General features: G+C 59.7%; 16 protein-coding genes, 1 pseudogene and 1 riboswitch. Of the genes and pseudogenes, 9 read left to right on the forward strand and 8 right to left on the reverse strand.

Going from position 1 to position 17,594, the window contains the following annotated elements; genetic code table 11:
- Positions 1-15: 15 nt before the first annotated feature.
- Positions 16-1,698 carry a fatty acid--CoA ligase gene (locus ACZZ0Q_RS18715; protein ID WP_463541232.1) on the reverse strand — a complete coding sequence of 561 codons (1,683 nt, stop codon included), beginning with the start codon at positions 1,696-1,698 and terminating at the stop codon, positions 16-18.
- 281 nt (positions 1,699-1,979) lie between these two features.
- On the opposite strand from ACZZ0Q_RS18715, the gene ACZZ0Q_RS18720 reads away from it, so the two are divergent.
- Positions 1,980-3,155: a thiolase family protein gene (locus ACZZ0Q_RS18720; RefSeq protein ID WP_463541231.1), complete on the forward strand. Its 1,176-nt coding sequence runs from the start codon at positions 1,980-1,982 to the stop codon at positions 3,153-3,155.
- 152 nt (positions 3,156-3,307) lie between these two features.
- Here the strand turns inward: ACZZ0Q_RS18720 and ACZZ0Q_RS18725 are convergent, their stop codons facing one another.
- Entirely contained in the window at positions 3,308-3,940 is a 633-nt protein-coding gene (locus ACZZ0Q_RS18725) for a LysE family translocator (protein ID WP_463541230.1), read from the reverse strand.
- Positions 3,941-4,010: 70 nt separating this feature from the next.
- Here ACZZ0Q_RS18725 and ACZZ0Q_RS18730 point away from each other — a divergent pair, with 70 nt between their 5' ends.
- The 4 genes from ACZZ0Q_RS18730 (at position 4,011) to ACZZ0Q_RS18745 (ending at position 7,433) form a co-directional block, all read left to right on the forward strand.
- Positions 4,011-4,976 carry a 2-hydroxyacid dehydrogenase gene (locus ACZZ0Q_RS18730; RefSeq protein WP_463541229.1) on the forward strand — a complete coding sequence of 322 codons (966 nt, stop codon included), beginning with the start codon at positions 4,011-4,013 and terminating at the stop codon, positions 4,974-4,976.
- 40 nt (positions 4,977-5,016) lie between these two features.
- Entirely contained in the window at positions 5,017-6,015 is a 999-nt protein-coding gene (locus ACZZ0Q_RS18735) for a methyltransferase (protein ID WP_463560843.1), read from the forward strand.
- Positions 6,016-6,051: 36 nt separating this feature from the next.
- Positions 6,052-6,185, forward strand: a riboswitch (yybP-ykoY riboswitch).
- A gap of 86 nt (positions 6,186-6,271) precedes the next feature.
- The gene (locus ACZZ0Q_RS18740; RefSeq protein ID WP_463541228.1) at positions 6,272-6,856 is read left to right on the forward strand and encodes a TMEM165/GDT1 family protein; all 585 of its coding nucleotides are present in this window, start codon (positions 6,272-6,274) and stop codon (positions 6,854-6,856) included.
- A gap of 133 nt (positions 6,857-6,989) precedes the next feature.
- A complete protein-coding gene (locus ACZZ0Q_RS18745; RefSeq protein WP_122492855.1) occupies positions 6,990-7,433 on the forward strand; it encodes a ketosteroid isomerase-related protein in 444 nt (147 codons plus the stop codon).
- A gap of 111 nt (positions 7,434-7,544) precedes the next feature.
- On the opposite strand, the gene ACZZ0Q_RS18750 is transcribed toward ACZZ0Q_RS18745, so the two are convergent.
- Positions 7,545-8,363 carry a M48 family metallopeptidase gene (locus ACZZ0Q_RS18750; RefSeq protein WP_463541227.1) on the reverse strand — a complete coding sequence of 273 codons (819 nt, stop codon included), beginning with the start codon at positions 8,361-8,363 and terminating at the stop codon, positions 7,545-7,547.
- A 1,251-nt stretch (positions 8,364-9,614) separates the two neighbouring features.
- Between ACZZ0Q_RS18750 and ACZZ0Q_RS18755 the strand changes: the two are divergent.
- Positions 9,615-9,815 (forward strand): annotated as a pseudogene (locus ACZZ0Q_RS18755) (HAMP domain-containing protein); the annotation flags it as partial.
- Between the two features lie 114 nt (positions 9,816-9,929).
- On the forward strand, positions 9,930-10,673 hold the full coding sequence (locus ACZZ0Q_RS18760) for a methyl-accepting chemotaxis protein (protein ID WP_463561036.1): 744 nt from the start codon (positions 9,930-9,932) through the stop codon (positions 10,671-10,673).
- Between the two features lie 219 nt (positions 10,674-10,892).
- On the opposite strand, the gene ACZZ0Q_RS18765 is transcribed toward ACZZ0Q_RS18760, so the two are convergent.
- Both ACZZ0Q_RS18765 and ACZZ0Q_RS18770 read right to left on the reverse strand, forming a co-directional pair.
- Complete coding sequence (locus tag ACZZ0Q_RS18765; RefSeq protein ID WP_463541226.1) at positions 10,893-11,435, reverse strand: phage infection protein; 543 nt, start codon at positions 11,433-11,435, stop codon at positions 10,893-10,895.
- Between the two features lie 392 nt (positions 11,436-11,827).
- Entirely contained in the window at positions 11,828-12,562 is a 735-nt protein-coding gene (locus ACZZ0Q_RS18770; RefSeq protein WP_463541225.1) for an SDR family oxidoreductase, read from the reverse strand.
- A 206-nt stretch (positions 12,563-12,768) separates the two neighbouring features.
- On the opposite strand from ACZZ0Q_RS18770, the gene ACZZ0Q_RS18775 reads away from it, so the two are divergent.
- Entirely contained in the window at positions 12,769-13,206 is a 438-nt protein-coding gene (locus ACZZ0Q_RS18775) for a nucleoside deaminase (protein ID WP_463541224.1), read from the forward strand.
- A gap of 234 nt (positions 13,207-13,440) precedes the next feature.
- Positions 13,441-14,550, forward strand: coding sequence for a polyamine ABC transporter substrate-binding protein (locus ACZZ0Q_RS18780; protein WP_463541223.1), 1,110 nt, complete (start codon positions 13,441-13,443; stop codon positions 14,548-14,550).
- A 134-nt stretch (positions 14,551-14,684) separates the two neighbouring features.
- Here ACZZ0Q_RS18780 and ACZZ0Q_RS18785 read toward each other — a convergent pair.
- From ACZZ0Q_RS18785 to ACZZ0Q_RS18795, 3 genes are all read right to left on the reverse strand, one after another.
- A protein-coding gene (locus ACZZ0Q_RS18785) for an IS3 family transposase (protein ID WP_463539766.1) occupies positions 14,685-16,057 on the reverse strand; the annotation gives its coding sequence in 2 pieces (ribosomal slippage) (positions 14,685-15,575 and positions 15,578-16,057; 1,371 coding nt in all).
- A gap of 108 nt (positions 16,058-16,165) precedes the next feature.
- On the reverse strand, positions 16,166-17,101 hold the full coding sequence (locus ACZZ0Q_RS18790) for a glutathione S-transferase family protein (protein ID WP_463541221.1): 936 nt from the start codon (positions 17,099-17,101) through the stop codon (positions 16,166-16,168).
- A gap of 64 nt (positions 17,102-17,165) precedes the next feature.
- Positions 17,166-17,465 carry a GIY-YIG nuclease family protein gene (locus tag ACZZ0Q_RS18795; RefSeq protein WP_463561038.1) on the reverse strand — a complete coding sequence of 100 codons (300 nt, stop codon included), beginning with the start codon at positions 17,463-17,465 and terminating at the stop codon, positions 17,166-17,168.
- Positions 17,466-17,594: the final 129 nt, after the last annotated feature.

Raw genomic sequence — 17,594 nt, forward strand, 5'->3', positions numbered from 1 at the left:
TGCGGCCCGATACAGTCAAACGGTGGACAAAAATGCGCTGCCGGCTTCCTGCCATTGGGCGATATCCAGACGGATGCGTTTCTTGTCCAGCTTGCCGACGCTGGTTTTGGGAATTTCGGTAACAAGGGCGATTTGCGACGGAATCGCCCACTTGCTCAGCAGCCCTTGTTCCACAAATGGCTTGAGGTGTTCCTTCAGGCTTTTCGCGTCCAGCGCATGACCGTCGCGCGCAACCAACAGGGCAAACGGGCGCTCGCCCCACTGCGGGTCGGGAATTCCCACCACCGCTACTTCGCGTACGCCGGGGTGACGGCTGACGAGGTCTTCCAGCTCCAGCGAGGAAATCCATTCGCCGCCGGTTTTGATCACATCTTTGATACGGTCGCGAATGTCGATAAAGCCCATGTTGTCGAGCGTGGCGACGTCACCGGTGTGCAACCAACCGCCTTCCCACAACTCTTCGCTTTTCTGTGGTTCCAGGTAATAACCCTGGGTTAGCCATGGCGCGCGCAGCACCAGCTCGCCTTGCGACTCGCCGTCGGCGGGCAAGAAGTTGCCGTCGGCGTCGATGACGGCCGCTTCCACCAACGGCACCGGCACGCCGGCTTTGATTTTGTAGGTGGTGCGTTCGTCTTCGCTGCCGGCCAGCAGCTCGTCGTTCATGTGGGCGCAGGAAATCATCGGACAGGTTTCGGACATGCCGTAAGCAGCGGTCAGGTGAATGCCCCGCGCCTTCGCAGCTTCATACAGAGAGCGGTTCAGCGAGCTGCCGCCGATGATGATTTTCCAGCCTTTGAAGTCCACGTCTTGCGCCGCTTTGGCGTTCATCACCATTTGCAGAATGGTCGGTACGCAGTGAGAAAAGGTGACCTTCTCTTTCTTCCACAACCCCACCAACAGTTCGGGATCGTAACGGCCCGGATACACCTGTTTGATGCCGAGCATGGTCGCTACATACGGCACGCCCCAGGCGTGAACGTGGAACATTGGGGTGATGGGCATGTACACGTCATCGTTGGCCATCAGCCGTGGCGTATGCACGGCACCCATCATGCTGGCCATGCCCATGGTATGTAGCACCAACTGGCGGTGGGTGAAGTACACGCCCTTCGGGTTGCCGGTGGTGCCGGTGGTATAGAAGGTGGTGGCGACGGAATTTTCGTCGAAGTCGGGGAAGTCGTATTGCGGGCTGGCGGCTTGCAGCAGCGCTTCGTACTCGCCGACCAGACCGGGCAGATCGGCCGTTTTGTCAGCGCCGTCGGTGAGCAGGATGGTTTTTTCAACCGTGGTGAGAGCGCCAGAGATACCTTGGTAGATTGGCAGGAACTCGCTGTTGACCAGCACAAAGCGGTCGTCGGCGTGGTTCATGGTGTAGAGAATCTGCTCGGGAGACAGGCGGATATTGATGGTGTGCAGTACGGCGCCGATCATCGGTACCGCGAACATGCATTCGAGGTAGCGGTGGCTGTCCCAATCCATCACGGCCACGGTGTCACCGGCTTTCACGCCGGCGTTGGTAAGCACGTTGGCCAGACGGGCGACGCGCTCGTTGAAGGTGAGGTAGCTGTAACGCACCAGGTCGCGGTAAACGATTTCCCGGGTTTTCTCGTAGCGACTGCCCGACAGCAGCAAGCGTTTAATCAGCAGCGGCGCTTGGTACGCGTTGTCGGCGGGTTGGATTACGCGGGTTTGCAGCATGGAAAACACCTATGCACACGGCCTAATGGAGTGAAACACCTGCGCCGGACCTGGCGATATCGCCCCTGGTCTTGGGGCCAGCGGGCACGGTCGCGACGTTTCACGTTTTCTTGTATGGCGCACTCTAGAGCCGCTGCGCTAGGCATAAATCAGTCAAAAGAATGATTTCCACGTGACTCTTTGGCCACTTTTAGTCACGAGGTAGAATCGGCTCCATCGGCCAGTCTCCGACGGCCACACCAGACGTTTCACTAGAACAAGAGAAAGAGAGAGCAGCTCACATGTCAGACATCGTTATCGTTAGTGGCGCCCGCACGCCAATGGGTGGTTTCCAGGGCAGCCTGTCCAGCGTTCCGGCCGTCGACCTCGGCGCCCTGGCCATTCGTGAAGCGGTACAACGCGCCGGCATCGAAGCCGCCGATGTACAAGAAGCGATCATGGGCTGCGTATTGCCCGCCGGCCTCAAGCAAGGCCCGGCGCGCCAAGCCTCGCTGAATGCCGGCCTGCCCGCCGCCACCGGTTGCACCACCATCAATAAGCTCTGTGGCTCCGGCATGAAAGCCGTGATGCTCGCTCATGACCTGCTCAAAGCCGGCACCAACACCGTGATGGTGGCGGGCGGCATGGAAAGCATGTCGAACGCGCCCTACATCTTGCAAAAAGCCCGCTCCGGCCTGCGCATGGGCCATGGTGAGGTAAAAGACCACATGTTCCTCGACGGCCTGGAAGACGCCCGCACTGGTCGTTTGATGGGTTCGTTCGCTCAGGAAACCGCCGACAAATACGGCATCGGCCGCGAAGAGATGGACGCCTACGCCATCGAGTCGCTCAAGCGCGCGCAGAAAGCCATTGCCGACGGCTCGCTGGCCGCTGAAATCGTGCCGGTCACTGTCACCAGCCGCAAAGGCGAGGTCGTGGTGAAAGACGACGAGCAGCCGCTGAATGCCAATCTGGAAAAAATTCCCGGCCTGAAACCGGCGTTCCGCAAAGACGGCACCATCACCGCCGCCAACGCCAGCTCGATTTCCGACGGTGCCAGCGCGCTGGTGCTGATGACTGCCGAAGAAGCGGCGCGCCGTGGTTTGAAGCCGCTGGCAAAAATCGTAGGTCACGCCACCCAGAGCCAAGACCCTAGCGAATTCACCATCGCGCCCATCGGCGCCATGAGCAATCTGTTCGCCAAAACTGGCTGGAACAAGGACGACGTCGACCTGTTTGAAATCAACGAGGCCTTCGCCATGGTCACCATGCTCGCCATGCGTGAACACGGGTTGGACCATGCCAAGGTCAACGTGTACGGCGGCGCCTGCGCCCAGGGCCACCCGGTGGGTTCGACGGGCTCGCGCATCATCCTCACGCTGATTAACGCGCTGAAAAACACCGGCGGCAAACGCGGTGTAGCGTCGTTGTGCATTGGCGGTGGGGAGGCGACTGCGGTGGCGGTTGAGCTGTTGTAAATCTTCGCCCGAAATGAAAAAGCCCGGCTCTGATGCCGGGCTTTTTTACGCATAACTATTGTGGGAGCGGCTTTAGCCGCGATGCTTTTCAGGTCTAGGGCATCGCGGCTAATCGGAATGGCGCCCAGCCGCTCCTACAGGGTTTTTGATCATTACGGCATCCGCGCCAGCGCCACCTTTACCCCCAACCCCACCAACACCACACCCATCGCCCGATCAAACCAATGTCCCATGCGCGAAAAACCAGCGCGCACACGCTCCTGGCTAAACAACCACGCCACCATGCAAAACCACGTAGCCGTCGCGGCGGCCAGGTAAACGCCGTAGCCCGCCTGCACCAGCAACGGCGTGTGCGGGTTAATGACCACGGTGAACAGTGAGAGGAAAAACAGCGTGGCTTTGGGGTTCAAACCATTGGTGACAAAGCCGCTGACAAACGCACTGCGGGCGCTGCGCTGGACTGGTTCAACGGCTTGCTGTTGCGCATCGTCAGGCTTCGCCGGTTGAGCACGAAGCGCCTTGATGCCGATGTAAATCAGGTACGCCGCCGCCAGCCATTTCAGCGCACTGAACAGCACAATCGACTGCGACACGATCAAGCCGATACCCAGCAGCGAATACGTAACGTGCAGGAAAATGGCGCAGCCCACACCGAGTGCCGTCCAGGTGCCGGCGCGACGGCCGTTGGCCACGCTTTCACGCACCACCACGGCGAAATCCGGACCGGGGCTGGCCACTGCCAGCAGGTGAATCAGGGCAACGGTTAGAAACTCCGTCCAGTACATAAGTGGCGCTCCGCAGTCTGTTAGGCTGGCCACGATACGCCCTCCCCCGACCGCAAAAAAGGTACAGCTGATGACCAGCCGCAGCCGCGCCGTGTTTCTCGATCACGACTCCCTCGACCTCGGCGACCTCGACTTCGCTCCCCTGCGCGCCGCCTTTGGCGAGCTGACGCTGCATGCCAGCAGCACGCCTGAGCAAGTGGTCGAACGCGTGCAAAACGCCGAGGTGGTAATCACCAACAAAGTTCCTCTTACCGCTGAAACGTTCGCCGCTTGCCCGGCGCTGAAACTGGTGTTGGTGGCTGCCACCGGCACCAACAATGTCGACCTCGCCGCAGCCCGCGAACACGGGGTGGCGGTGTGCAACTGCCAGGGTTACGGCACGCCTTCGGTGGCCCAACACACCTTGATGTTGCTGCTGGCTTTGGCGACGCGTTTACCCGATTACCAACAGGCCATTCGCGACGGCAGATGGCAGCAAGCCAAGCAGTTCTGCCTGCTGGATTTCCCCATCGTGGAACTGGAAGGCAAAACCCTCGGCCTGCTCGGCCACGGCGAATTGGGCAGCGCAGTAGCGAAGCTGGCCGAGGCGTTCGGCATGCGCGTGTTGCTGGGGCAATTGCCGGGACGACCGGCCCGACACGATCGCCTGCCGCTGGAACACTTGCTGGCGCAAGTCGACGCGCTGACCCTGCACTGCCCGCTTAACGAACACACCCGCAACCTGATCGACGCGCCTCAATTGGCGCTCATGAAACCCAGCGCATTTTTGCTGAACACCGCCCGTGGTGGCTTGGTCAATGAACAAGCACTGGCTGATGCATTGCGCCGGGGTCATCTCGGCGGCGCGGCCACGGATGTACTGAGCCAAGAGCCGCCGAGCGCTGGCAATCCGTTGCTGGCGAACGACATTCCCCGGCTGATCGTCACGCCCCACAGCGCATGGGGAAGCCGCGAAGCGCGCCAGCGCATCGTTGGCCAACTGAGCGAAAACGCCGAGGCGTTTTTCCTCGGTGCGCCGAAACGACAGGTCGGCTAAGCTGCCCGGCTTTTTGCCGACCCCATTCAAGGAGACGCCCATGGACCCGCGAAGCGAAGTGCTGCTGCGTCAGCCCGAATTGTTCACCGGCAACGTGCTGTTGGCGGGTCTGCCGGCTGACGGTTTGCTCGGCGAACTGTCCGATGCACACGGCTGGAGCTGGCATGCCGGCGACCACAACAACCTGAGCGAGCGCTTCGCCCAGCGCTGCCATTTCGGCGTGGAACCGGGTGAGCGTAAGTTCGATGCCGCCGTGGTGTTTTTGCCCAAGTCGCGTGAATTGACCGACTACCTGCTGACTGCGTTGGCATCGCGTCTGGCCGGTCGCGAGCTTTTTCTGGTGGGTGAAAAACGCGCCGGCATCGAGCGTGCTGCCAAGCAACTGCAACCCTTCGGCAGCCCACGCAAACTCGACAGCGCGCGGCATTGTCAGCTGTGGCAAGTGACGGTGGAAAACGCACCGGCCGCACCGGATTTGAACGCCCTGGCGCAGCGCTACGAGCTGGAACTGGATGACGGCCCGCTGACCATCCTCAGCTTGCCGGGCGTGTTCAGTCACGGTCGCCTAGATCGCGGCACCGCCCTGTTCCTTCAACACCTGGACAAGCTGCCGAACGGGCACATGCTCGATTTCGGTTGCGGCGCTGGCGTGGTGGGCGCGGTGCTGAAGCGGCGTTATCCCGAGAGTTCGGTCACGCTGCTGGATGTCGATGCGTTCGCGGCGGCCAGCAGTCGCTTAACGCTGGCGGCCAATGGCCTTGAGGCGGATGTGATCACCGGCGATGGCATCGATGCCGCGCCGAAAAACCTGATGGCCATTCTTACCAACCCCCCTTTCCACGAAGGCGTGCACACCCATTACCGCGCCACGGAAGAGCTGTTGCGCAAGGCGGTAAAACACCTGGAGCACAAAGGTGAATTGCGTTTGGTGGCCAACAGTTTTCTGAAATATCCGCCGCTCATCGAACAGCATCTGGGGCCGTGCGCCACGCTGGGCGAAGGTCAGGGGTTTCGCGTTTACCGAGCCAAACGGCACTAACTTTGGCTTGCCGCTTACAGCGTCCTCGGGCAGAATCCGCTCCGTCCTAGGGGAGTAGTCTCCCGCAAGCACTGCAATTGCCAGCGCTTCGCCCGGCACGCGTCAACATACTTGCTCCTCAGAGCATGGCGCGTGCGACCCAAGGTCCGCCTAGACGGACCCAGGGGTTTGACAAGACCTATGACACGTAACTCCTTACCCGGGGCGGGAAGAAGTACGTGTCATAGCCGTGTCTACCCGCCCCTGAGGAAGCCTGATGCTTGATTCCCTTCTCGTTCCAACCGGTATTGTCGCCTTGGCTGAAATTGGCGACAAAACCCAGCTGCTCGCCCTGATTCTGGCGGCGCGGTTTCGTAAACCCTGGCCGATCATTGCCGGCATTGTTGTGGCTACCCTCGCCAATCATGCGGCGGCCGGCGCGGTGGGCGCTTGGGTCAGCGGATTTTTCTCTGATGTGGTGTTGCACTGGATTCTGGCGGTGAGCTTTGCCGCCACCGCGTTGTGGACCTTGGTGCCGGACAAAATCGATGACGACGAAACCACTACGGCCCGTAGCTTTGGCCCATTCCTCACGACCCTGATTGCGTTCTTTCTCGCTGAGATCGGCGATAAGACGCAGATCGCCACCGTTATGCTTGCCGCGCAATATCCCGAGCTGTGGTTGGTGATCATCGGCACCACCGTGGGCATGTTGCTGGCCAACGTGCCGGTGGTATTGGCCGGTAATTTTGCTGCCGACAAACTGCCGCTCACCCTGATTCGCCGTCTGGCAGCCGGTGCGTTCTTCATCCTCGCAGGCATCGCGATTTACCGAGCACTGCAAGCGAGCGGCATGGTTTAGTCCGCACCACTTATCTGACGCCAGGTTACTGGCGTTTCGGCCAATGCCGATTCACAGCGGCGCCAGGCAGAGTCCGCTAGGCTTGCTTCTCGTTAAAGGAAGCCCTTCTAGCCCAACTCTGCCGAGCGCCGCTATGTCATTGGATGATATGAAAAGGCTGGTCCGCCACCACATCGACCTGTCATGGAATAAAGGTCGAATCGCCCTCGCTGAACAACTGCACAGCAAAAGCTTTATCTACAAAAGTTCGTTCGTTGGGCGCCCGCTCGACAGCGAAGCCTTTGGGCAGATGGTCGTCGACATCCGCAGCGCCATGCCCGATTTGGTTGTAGTGGTCGAAGAAATGCTGGCCGAAGGCAACAAGGTGTTCACGTGGAGCACCCTGATCGGCACCCTGGAAAAACCTACCCTGGGCTATCCCGCCAGCGACAAGGTGCTGAGCATTTCGGCCATGGCCTGTTGGACGCTGACCTGCGGCGGTGAAATCGAAGAGCTGTGCACCATCTTCGATATGGAAAGCTTCCGCTCACAGCTGGGCCTGGTAACCCGGCCGTTCGCCGAAGTAGCGTTGCCCTAAACCAATACAAAAAACCTGTGGGAGCGGCTTTAGCCGCGATAGGCCAGTCGCCGTTTCTAAGCCTGACCAAGCGCGGCTAACCAATATCGCCAGCCGCTCCCAAAGATTTTATTACTTCGGTTTGGCCTGCTGATACAACGGCTCAACTTTCGGAATCGCCGCCTGCAACGAGGCGATGCGGCTGCTGCTGGCCGGGTGCGTGCTCATGAACTCAGGCGGCGAACCTTCGCTGGCCTGGCTCATTTTCTGCCACAGGGTTACCGCTGCATTGGGGTTGTAACCGGCGCGGGCGGACAGTTCGAGGCCGATCAGGTCAGCTTCGTTTTCGTTCTCGCGGCTGTTGGGCAGCGTCAGGCTGTATTCCACCACCGTGTCGGCCAAGGCCATCGAATCTTCGCCCAGGCCCAGCAATGCGCCGGCCCCTTGCTTGGCGATTTCCATGCCGTACGCCTTGGACATGGCCTCGCGACCGTGCTCGCGCAGGGCGTGGGCAATTTCGTGGCCCATGACGGCGGCCAGCTCGTCATCGGTGAGTTTCAGTTGGTCGATCAGGCCGCTGTACACAATGATCTTGCCGCCAGGGCCGCAGTTGGCGTTGAGCTCTTCGCTGTCGACCAGGTTCACTTCCCACGCCCATTGCGCCGAATCGGGGCGCAATATTGGCGCTTGGGCAATCAGCCGTTTGGCCACGGCATCAACGCGCTTGGCGTTGGCGCTGGTTTTGTCCAACTGGCCTTTGCCTTTGGCCTCGCTAAGGGTTTGCTGATACGACTGCGCATACATCTGGTTGACCTCTTGGGTCGACAGCATGCTGAACATGTACTGCTTGCGTCCCACTCCAACAGAGTCGCCGCTGGTGGTATTGACCGCCTGGCAGGCGCTTAGTAGCAGGCCTGCGGCCACTACCGTCAAACGAAAAGAGTGCTTCATACCGGTCCTCCATAAACGGGTTCGTATGCTAGTGCGCCCACCTTTGCAGAACAACCACACTTGCGCTCTGGCAATCGGCCATCTTTGCTACACATGTCCGCCGCTCATGCTTTCGCCGCAGGCGGCCGATACGCCAGGGACAGGTTGCCAACAAAGTCCGATGTGGGGGTGTTCATGCGTTTGAAATCCATCCAGTTCTCCGTGGCCCTGTTGGCCGGTGCCAGCGTGCTGGCTGTTGTGGCCGCGCTGGTGCTGTATTCGCTTTTCGCCGGTGCGCGCACCCAGGACATGGTGAAAACCAGCACCCAGTCGCTGCTTGAAGAAATGATTCACCAGCGTCTGACCACACTGGCCCAGGCGCAGGTCAGTCAAATTTTGCGTGAGCTGGAATATCCCTTGGTCATCGCCGCCGGCGTCGCGCAAACCAATGCTCTGGTTGGCGAAACCGACAGCAGCGGCGCGCCGGCGGTGAGCCTGTCGCGGGAAGAATTACTCAACCTGCTGCACGACGCCCTGCAAAAGAATCCGAAACTGGTCGATGCCTATATCGGCTGGGAGCCTGGCGCGTTTGACGGCAATGACGCCGCCTACGCCGGGCAGACCGCCAAGGGCGCCAGCGACATCGGGCGTTTTATTCCGTGGTGGTACCGCAAAGAGGACGGCAGCCTGACCCTCGATACCCTCGGCCCGGATATCGAAAGCAGCAAGCTGCTGCCCACCGGCGTGCGTGCCGGCGAGTATTACCTCTGCCCGCGCGAAACCAAGCGCACCTGCCTGATCGATCCGGCGCCCTACGAAATGGGCGGCAAGATGGTCATGCTCGCCTCGTTCAACGTGCCGATTCTGGCCAAGGGCGAATTCAAAGGCATCGTCGGTGCCGACCTCACCGTCGACTTCATTCAGGAACTGCTTAAAACCGAAGACGCCAAGCTTTACGACGGTGCCGGGGAGCTGGGCCTGATTTCCAACAACGGCCGCATCGTTGCCTACACCAAAGACCCCAGCAAACTCGGCGCGCCAAGCACCGAAGTGCTGCCGGGTATTGGCGATGTGAAATCGCTGCCGCTGGGCCAGGCGACCTTCAGCACCAACAAAGACACCGGCGAACTGCAATTGCTGATGCCATTCAACATCGCCGAAACCGGCAGCCGGTGGACCCTCGTGCTGCAAGTACCGGAAAAAGCCGTGTATGCCGAACTCAACGCCCTGCACCAGAAACTCAACGACCAACGCCAAACCGACACCCTCGGCATGACCCTCGTGGGCCTGGTGATTGCCGGCATCGGCCTGTTGGTGATCTGGTTCGTCGGCTACGGCATTGCCCGTCCGCTGAAACAGATGGTGGTGATGCTGGATGACATCGCCAAAGGCGACGGCGACCTGACCAAGCGCCTCCAAGTGGATCGCGCCGACGAGTTGGGCCAAATCGCCAACGGCTTCAACACGTTCCTCAACAAGCTGCAAAACATGATTCGCGATGTGGTGGGCTCGGTGCAGAAAGTCAGCGATTCCTCGGAGAACACCGCCGACATCGCCATCCGCACCAACCAGGGCGTGCAGCGACAAATGACCGAGATCGACCAAGTGGCCACCGCCGTGCACGAGATGACCGCCACTGCCCAGGACGTCGCGCGTAACGCCACCCTGGCGGCCGAGTCTGCCAACGCCGCCGACCGCTCGGCCAATGAAGGCAAACGCATCGTCAACAACACCTCGCAGGCCATCGCCTCGCTCGCCACCGAAATCGGTCGCGCCGTGTCGGTGGTTCAGAACCTGGCCAAAGACAGCGAAAACATCAACGCCATCCTCACCGCCATTCGCGGCATTGCCGAGCAGACCAACCTGCTCGCCTTGAACGCGGCCATCGAAGCAGCGCGGGCCGGCGAACAGGGCCGCGGTTTCGCCGTAGTAGCGGACGAAGTGCGCAACCTGGCGCAGAAAACCCAGCAGGCCACCGAAGAAATTCAGGCCATGATCCAGCAACTGCAGCACGGCACCCGTGAAGTGGTGAAGGTCATGGAAGACAGCCAGGGCAAAACCGACGAGAGCGTCAAGCACGCCGCCCAAGCCGCCGGCGCGCTGGATGCGATCACCGAAGCGGTGTCGGTGATCAACGACATGAACACCCAGATCGCCAGCGCCGCCGAAGAACAAAGCGCAGTGGCCGAAGACATCAACCGCAACGTCACCAACATCGGCCAGGTGGCTGCCGAGGTGGCCGGTGGCGCGGATGAGGCCAGCAAGGCGAGCGCGGAATTGACCAAATTGGCCGAGCAGCAGCGGCGGCTGATTAATCAATTTCGGGTGTAGGCGAAACCGAGCTTGAAGCGTTAATCGCAGCCCTCTCCCCAGCCCTCTCCCGCTCGCGGGAGAGGGGGCCGATCGCAGACAATCCGGAAAACGTCACCCCTCGCCCGCTTGCGGGAGAGGGGCCGGGGGAGAGGGCGGGCCCCAACACCCGATCCCGTTTAATCCCACACAACAAAAAGCCCGGCATCCGCCGGGCTTTGTTTTTTACTGCGTCAGTTATTAGCTGATACGACCAGCACCTACACGGTCAGCGCCGCCCTCAGCCACGCGGTTTGTGCCAGTACGATCAGCGCCACCTTCAGCTACACGGTTTGTGCCGGTACGGTCAGCACCGCCTTCGGCTACACGGTTGGCGCCGGTACGGTCGGAACCACCTTCAGCTACACGGTTCGCGCCAGTGCGGTCGGCACCACCCTCAGCTACCCGGTTAGCGCCAGTGCGGTCAGCGCCACCTTCAGCTACACGGTTGGCGCCGGTACGGTCAGCACCGCCTTCAGCTACCCGGTTAGCGCCAGTGCGGTCGGCACCACCTTCGGCTACACGGTTGGCGCCGGTACGGTCGGAACCACCTTCAGCTACACGGTTAGCGCCAGTGCGGTCGGCACCACCTTCGGCTACGCGGCTAGCGCCGGTACGGTCAGCACCGCTTTCAGCGACTACTTGGGAATTCAGTTGTTGGTACAGGTCGGTGGCGTGAACAGTCACAGCGCTGGCGGCCAGTACGGAGAGGGTCAAGCTGAGGATCAATTTGTTGGTTTTCATGATGTTCGCTCCAGAAGTTTTGTTTGCTTGGGTGTGAATTAAGTATTAATCGATTTATTGCCTGATAACAGCGCAAATATCCGCCTAAACACATCAACTTATTAGATATAAAGACCGTACACGCCCTCACGCACGGCGTAAGTTGGGATTCGCACCAGTTCGGATCTCCCGTTACGCCGGGGCGAGAACGATGACGCGAATGTTGCCGCCCACTCCTTGTTTGGTCTTATCGAGGCAGATTGCGTTGTCTCGATGGGGTCATTGAATGCCGGTGAGGTATCTGGCCTGTGTCGAGAATCCCTCCATTGAATTCGCTAGGTGTCAGAGGTGGGTGTAGATACACAGCGACACAATCGCCCCGTTTTTTTTAAAACAGGTTCGGCTTGGAAGACTTAGTAGGGGCTTGCTGTCGGCCGAACGATCAGCTCGCTGACGTCGACATCTGCTGGTTGCTCAACGGCGTAGGCGATGGCGCGAGCGATGGCCGATGCCGGAATCGCAATCTTGCGGAACTCACGCATCTCGGCACGCCCGCCTTCGTCGGAAATGCTTTCGGCCAATTCGGATTCCGTCACACCCGGCGCAATAACGGTGACGCGAATGTCGCCGCCCACTTCCTGACGCAGCCCTTCGGAAATCGCCCGCACCGCGTATTTGGTGGCGCAATACACTGCGGCAGTCGGGCTGACGGCGTAGGCGCCGATCGAGGCGATGTTGATGATTTGCCCGGCACGTTGTTTCTGCATCAACGGCAACGTGGCGGCGATTCCGTGCAGCACGCCGCGAATGTTCACGTCGATCATCTGATTCCACTCGTTAATCTTCAGCGCTTCGAGTTTGGAAAGCGGCATGACACCGGCATTGTTGACCAGCACATCAACGCGACCATGCAGCTCGACCGCAAAGTCGATAAACGCCTGCACGTCTTGCATGTTGGTAACGTCCAGCGCGCGGACATCGGCGATGCCACCGGCTTCGCGAATTTCGGCGGCCAGCGTTTCCAGGCGATCGGTACGGCGGGCGCCGAGCACCACGCGTGCGCCCTGACTGGCGAGAAGGCGCGCGGTCGCTTCGCCAATGCCGCTGCTGGCGCCCGTGATGGCGATGACTTTCTGAACTGTTTGCATGACGTATCTCCTGATCCGTTTTTTTAGAGGTCCTGCCTGAGCAGGTCTGGGATCAAGAATAAGAACGCTGGGCAAGCGAGGGCTATTCGATTACTGCGGCGTGTTTGCACATTCCTGCAAGCGTGAATTGGCAGCGACAAAGCCATCGCCACCACGCGCCCAATCGCCTAGGGTGTGATCATCGCTATCCCATGTCAGGAGAAACCATGGACGCCTTTATGCAAGCGGCAATCGAAGAAGCACAGTTGGGACTGGCCGAAGGCGGCATTCCGATTGGCTCGGTGTTAGTGCATGACGGTCGCATCATCGGGCGCGGCCATAACCGTCGTGTGCAAGAGGGCAGCGTGATCAAACACGGTGAAATGGATGCGTTGGAAAACGCCGGCCGCCAACCCGCCAGCCTGTACCGCGACGCGGTGCTCTACACCACGTTGTCGCCCTGCCCCATGTGCAGTGGCGCAATTTTGCTCTACGGCATTCGCCGGGTAATCGTCGGTGAAAACCAGACCTTTATGGGCGACGAAGAGCTGCTGCGCAGCCGCGGCGTGCAGGTTGATGTGCTGCAAAACCACACCTGCGTGTCGCTGATGGAACAGTTCATTGCCGAGCAGCCGCAGTTGTGGAATGAAGACATCGGCGAGTAAACCCTCGCCAACCCGCGCACTATCGGACGGGGCAGCCGCCCCGTTCTCCCCGCCTGACTTCCGCACTTTTCCGTGCGTGCACGCGCGAAAGACTTCCCGCACCGCCAGCCCCTAGATTCGAGCCCCTGCCCGCTTTACGTATTTGCGCGCCGGCCACGCCCGTGGTTTGGCGAACCCACAACGAATCGATGCAAGGCACAACTCTAATTACCTGCTCGGTTCTTCGGAGTAAGCATGATGAAAGGCTCGTTCGGCAAAACTACCCTGGGCTGCGCCATGGGGTTGGTCATGGGATTGTCACTGCACGCCAGTGCCGCCCAGCAGGAAATTCACTTCGCCAACTGGGGCGATTACGTCGGCCCCACCACCTTCGCCGACTTTGAAAAGGAAACCGGCATCAAGGTTGTGCTGGAGCCTTACGACTCCAACGAAATTCTCGAGACCAAACTGCTCACCGGTAACTCCGGATACGACGTGGTGGTCACCTCGGCAGAATTTTTGGCTCGCCAAATCAAGGCCGGCATCTACAGCCCACTCGACCGCGCCCAGTTGCCCAACGCCAAAAACCTTAACCCCGAGCTGATGAAAAGCCTCGAGGCGTCGGATCCCGGCAATACCTTCTCCGTGCCGTATCTGTGGGGCACCATCGGCATTGGCTATAACACCGCCAAAATCAAAGCCGCCCTGGGCGATAACGCGCCCGTGAACAGCTGGGATTTGGTGTTCAAGCCCGAGAACCTGGCCAAGCTGAAAGGCTGCGGCGTGGCCATGCTCGACGCGCCAACCAAAATTATTCCGCTGGCGCTGTTCTACCTGGGCAAAGACCCCAACAGCGAGAACCCCGAGGAAATCGCCGCCGCCACCAAACTGCTGCAAACGCTCAAGCCATCGATCACATACTTCAGCTCCACCAAATACATCGCCGACCTCGCCAATGGCGACATTTGCGTGGCCGTCGGCTTTTCCGGCGACGTGCTGCAAGCGCGGCAAAGCGCCATCGACGCGGGGAAGAAAACTGACGTGGCCTATAGCGTGCCGGATCAAGGCAGCAACATCTGGTTCGACAACCTGGCGATTCCGAAAACAGCCAAGAATGCCGCCGGCGCCCATGCGTTTATCAACTACCTGATGCGCCCGGAGGTTATCGCCGGCATCAGCAACTACTTGCGTTACGCCAACCCCAACACCGCCTCGCAGCCCTTGCAGGAAAAAGCCGTGCGGGAAAACCCGGCGATATATCCAGATGAAAAACTGATCGCAAAAATGTTCGTCAGCCTGCCGCCTTCGCAAACGGCACTGCGGGTGATTACGCGGAGTTGGAGCACGATCAAGTCGGGCATTTGACCCGCAGCGCGTCAAAAAAAAGCGCCCGGTGTATGCCGGGCGTTTTTCTTTAATCTTGCAGAGCTTCGAGGCTAAAGCCTCTCCCACAGGGATCGCATTTCTGAAGTGCGCCCCAAAAGTTGGACACGTACTGGTTAAGCCATGACGGCCTTTGCTCTGTAAGCAACAGGGCTGAGGCCGCCTAGCTTCATCTTGATCCGATCATGGTTGTAGTAACGGATGTATTCGTCCAGCCCGGCTTGCAGCTGAGCGACGTTATCGAAACGCTCGCGGTAGAAGTACTCCGACTTAAGCGTGCCAAAAAAGCTCTCCATTGTGGCGTTGTCCAGGCAGTTGCCTTTGCGTGACATGCTTTGCTTCAGGCCTGCTTTTTCCAAGCGCTCCCGGTAGTCAGGATATTGGTAGTGCCAGCCCTGATCTGAGTGCAGCAGCGGTTTTGCCGTCTCGGGCAGACCTTCAAGCGCTTGCTCCAGCATGCGGCCTACCAAGGCGTAACGTGGTCGGGTGTCGGTTTGATAGGCAACGATTTCGCCGTTGAACAGGTCCAGCACCGGGGACAGGTAAAGCTTTTCGCCGGCCACTTTGAACTCGGTTACGTCCGTGACCCACTTCTGGTTTGGCTGGTCCGCTTCAAACTGACGGGCCAGAACATTAGGCGAAGCCTTGCCGACCAAGCCCCGATACGAGCGGTACTTTTTCGGTCGCACCGTGCACTTAAGATTTAGATCGCCCATGAGGCGCCGCACCGTTTTGCTGTTAACCATCTGGCCAGCATTACGCAACGCAGCGGTCATTCGGCGATAGCCATAGCGCCCCATATGCTCCTCCTGAACGCTCTGGATAGAGGCTTTCAGAGGCGCGAACCGATCTCCGGTGTTCATCAGATTGAGCTGGTAGTAATACGTGCTGCGCGCCAACTGCGCGACTTCAAGCAGTTCTTCGAGCGAGAAATGATCACGCAGCTCGGTGATCAACTTCGTTTTTTCTTTGCTGCTTTCTCCTGCCTTTTCTTCTCCTCCCTGTGCTCCTTGAGCTTTTTTAGCCAGGCGTTCTCCACTTGGAGCTTGCGTAGCTTGAGCAGCAACTCAGCATGCGAAAGATCTTCATCGCTTGTGGTTTCAGGTGCAGAGGGCTTGGCGGGAGGTAGTGTCATAACGGCGGGCGGTCCTTTCCTGGCTGACTCCAGGGCTTCAAAGCCGCCACTGTAATACTGCTGCTGCCATATGCCCACTTGGGTTGAATTACCCAAATTGAAAGCCGCGGCCACGCAACGAAAAGAAAGATTTTCACGCCACATCTGCTGAAGAACAGCGAGCTTGAACTCTGCGCTATAGCTGACTGGCCGGGCCCGCAGGCTGGCATCGCCATGCAACCGGTAGGCTTCTACCCAACGCCGAAGCAGGGTGGGATCTAGCTGGAATTGCTCAGCAATAAAGCGAAAGCCTCGGCCTCGCTCAAGGAAGGCGGTGATAACAGACAGCTTGAACTGCGTTGTGTACTTGCTCATGGAAGAAGCCCCAAAGGTTGGATGGGTGTCCAACTTTTGGGGCGCACTTCATTTCTGATGTAGGAGAGGCTTCAGCCTCGATTGCTGCAACAGGCGATTCGGCAGTAATCACTGCGCTTCAATCTTGAAACCAAACCGCGGGAAGTGCACATGCACCACCCCACCGCGCGGGTCTTCACGACGCAAAATCAACTCTTCCCGCCCAGCGAACAACAGCTCACCCGCCACCGGATCGACGCCGTAGTCCGTCGCAGCGATGGTCACCTGTTGTCCCGCCTTGAAACCGTTCGGGTCTTCGAATGCCTCATCCGGCAACGGCGCGGGCGTGGCGGAACGAGCGACTTCCAGCGCCTCTTCGGCCGTCATCGGCGTGGAGGAGCCGTGACCAAAACCCAGCACGCGCCCAAGCCAGGCAGACACCAACGGATAGTCATCCACCAGCGGCGCTGTCACCGGCGTGGCCTTGAGGAACCACAGTTGGTGGGCCAGGGCGAAGTCGGCGTGGCTGGCATCGCCGAACAGGAAGTCGCTGCTGCTGGCCGCGAGCTGTTGCTCCAGACGGGCCATGAATTGCGGCCAATGGTGTTGCGCTTGCGCCAACGGCACACGGCTGGCGCTGCCCCCGCTGAATAAACCGGCGCGGTCAGCGATAAATGCCTTCACCGCTTCGGGCGGCAATTTGCCAAAGCGCACGGCAACGGAATCCGGCTGAAACACCAACGACACCGCGTGTTGGAAGAGCACGGAGTCGATCCAGTTGGTAAAGCCGGTGATGGCGAACAGTTGCTCGGCCGGGAACAGCGCGGGCGTGGCTTTTTCTGCTTCCAGGCGGCGCGCAATCAAGGCGGTGTCACAGTAAATATCGGCGCCCACTTGCAGCACCGGGGTCTTGCGATAGCCGCCGGTCAAGGCCACCAGATCGGGTTTGGGCATTACCGGCGAGATCATGACCGAGCGCCAAGACAACTGCTTGAACCCCAGCATCAACCGTGTTTTTTCAGCAAAGGGCGACGTGGGGTAATGGTGCAGAATCAACTCAGACATAACGGCTCCGGGGCGCTAGATGAACGCTGAAGCTTACGCGGCAAAGTGGCCCCGGCCCACCCAATCAAGCTGATGGCGCGTTATCACCCGATTGAATCACCGTGCCGTTTGCCGCAAGCACTTCTTTGGCTTTCTTGCTCAGCCGTTTGATCGCGCGTTCACGTCGCAACGCATCGCCCTTGTTTTCACAACGCTCTACATACACCAGCGCCACCGCCGGGCTGGAATAAAAGAAGCGCGCGCCTTTGCCGCTCTGATGTACCGCGAAGCGCCGATGCGCGTCATCGCTAATTCCGCAATACAAGGCGCCATTGGCCGCGCGGACCAAGTAGACGAACCAGGGCTTGCCGCTCGGCTTGCACATGGAGGGGGATTCGCCATCACTGGGGGAAGCGGACAACTGCAACCTGAGTACCTTGTAGAAATCACTGCTGCGCGGGGTTGGGCATGGTAACCGAGGCACGGCTGCACACAGATGGGCTATTCACAGCAT

Source organism: Pseudomonas sp. AC070 (assembly GCF_979258635.1).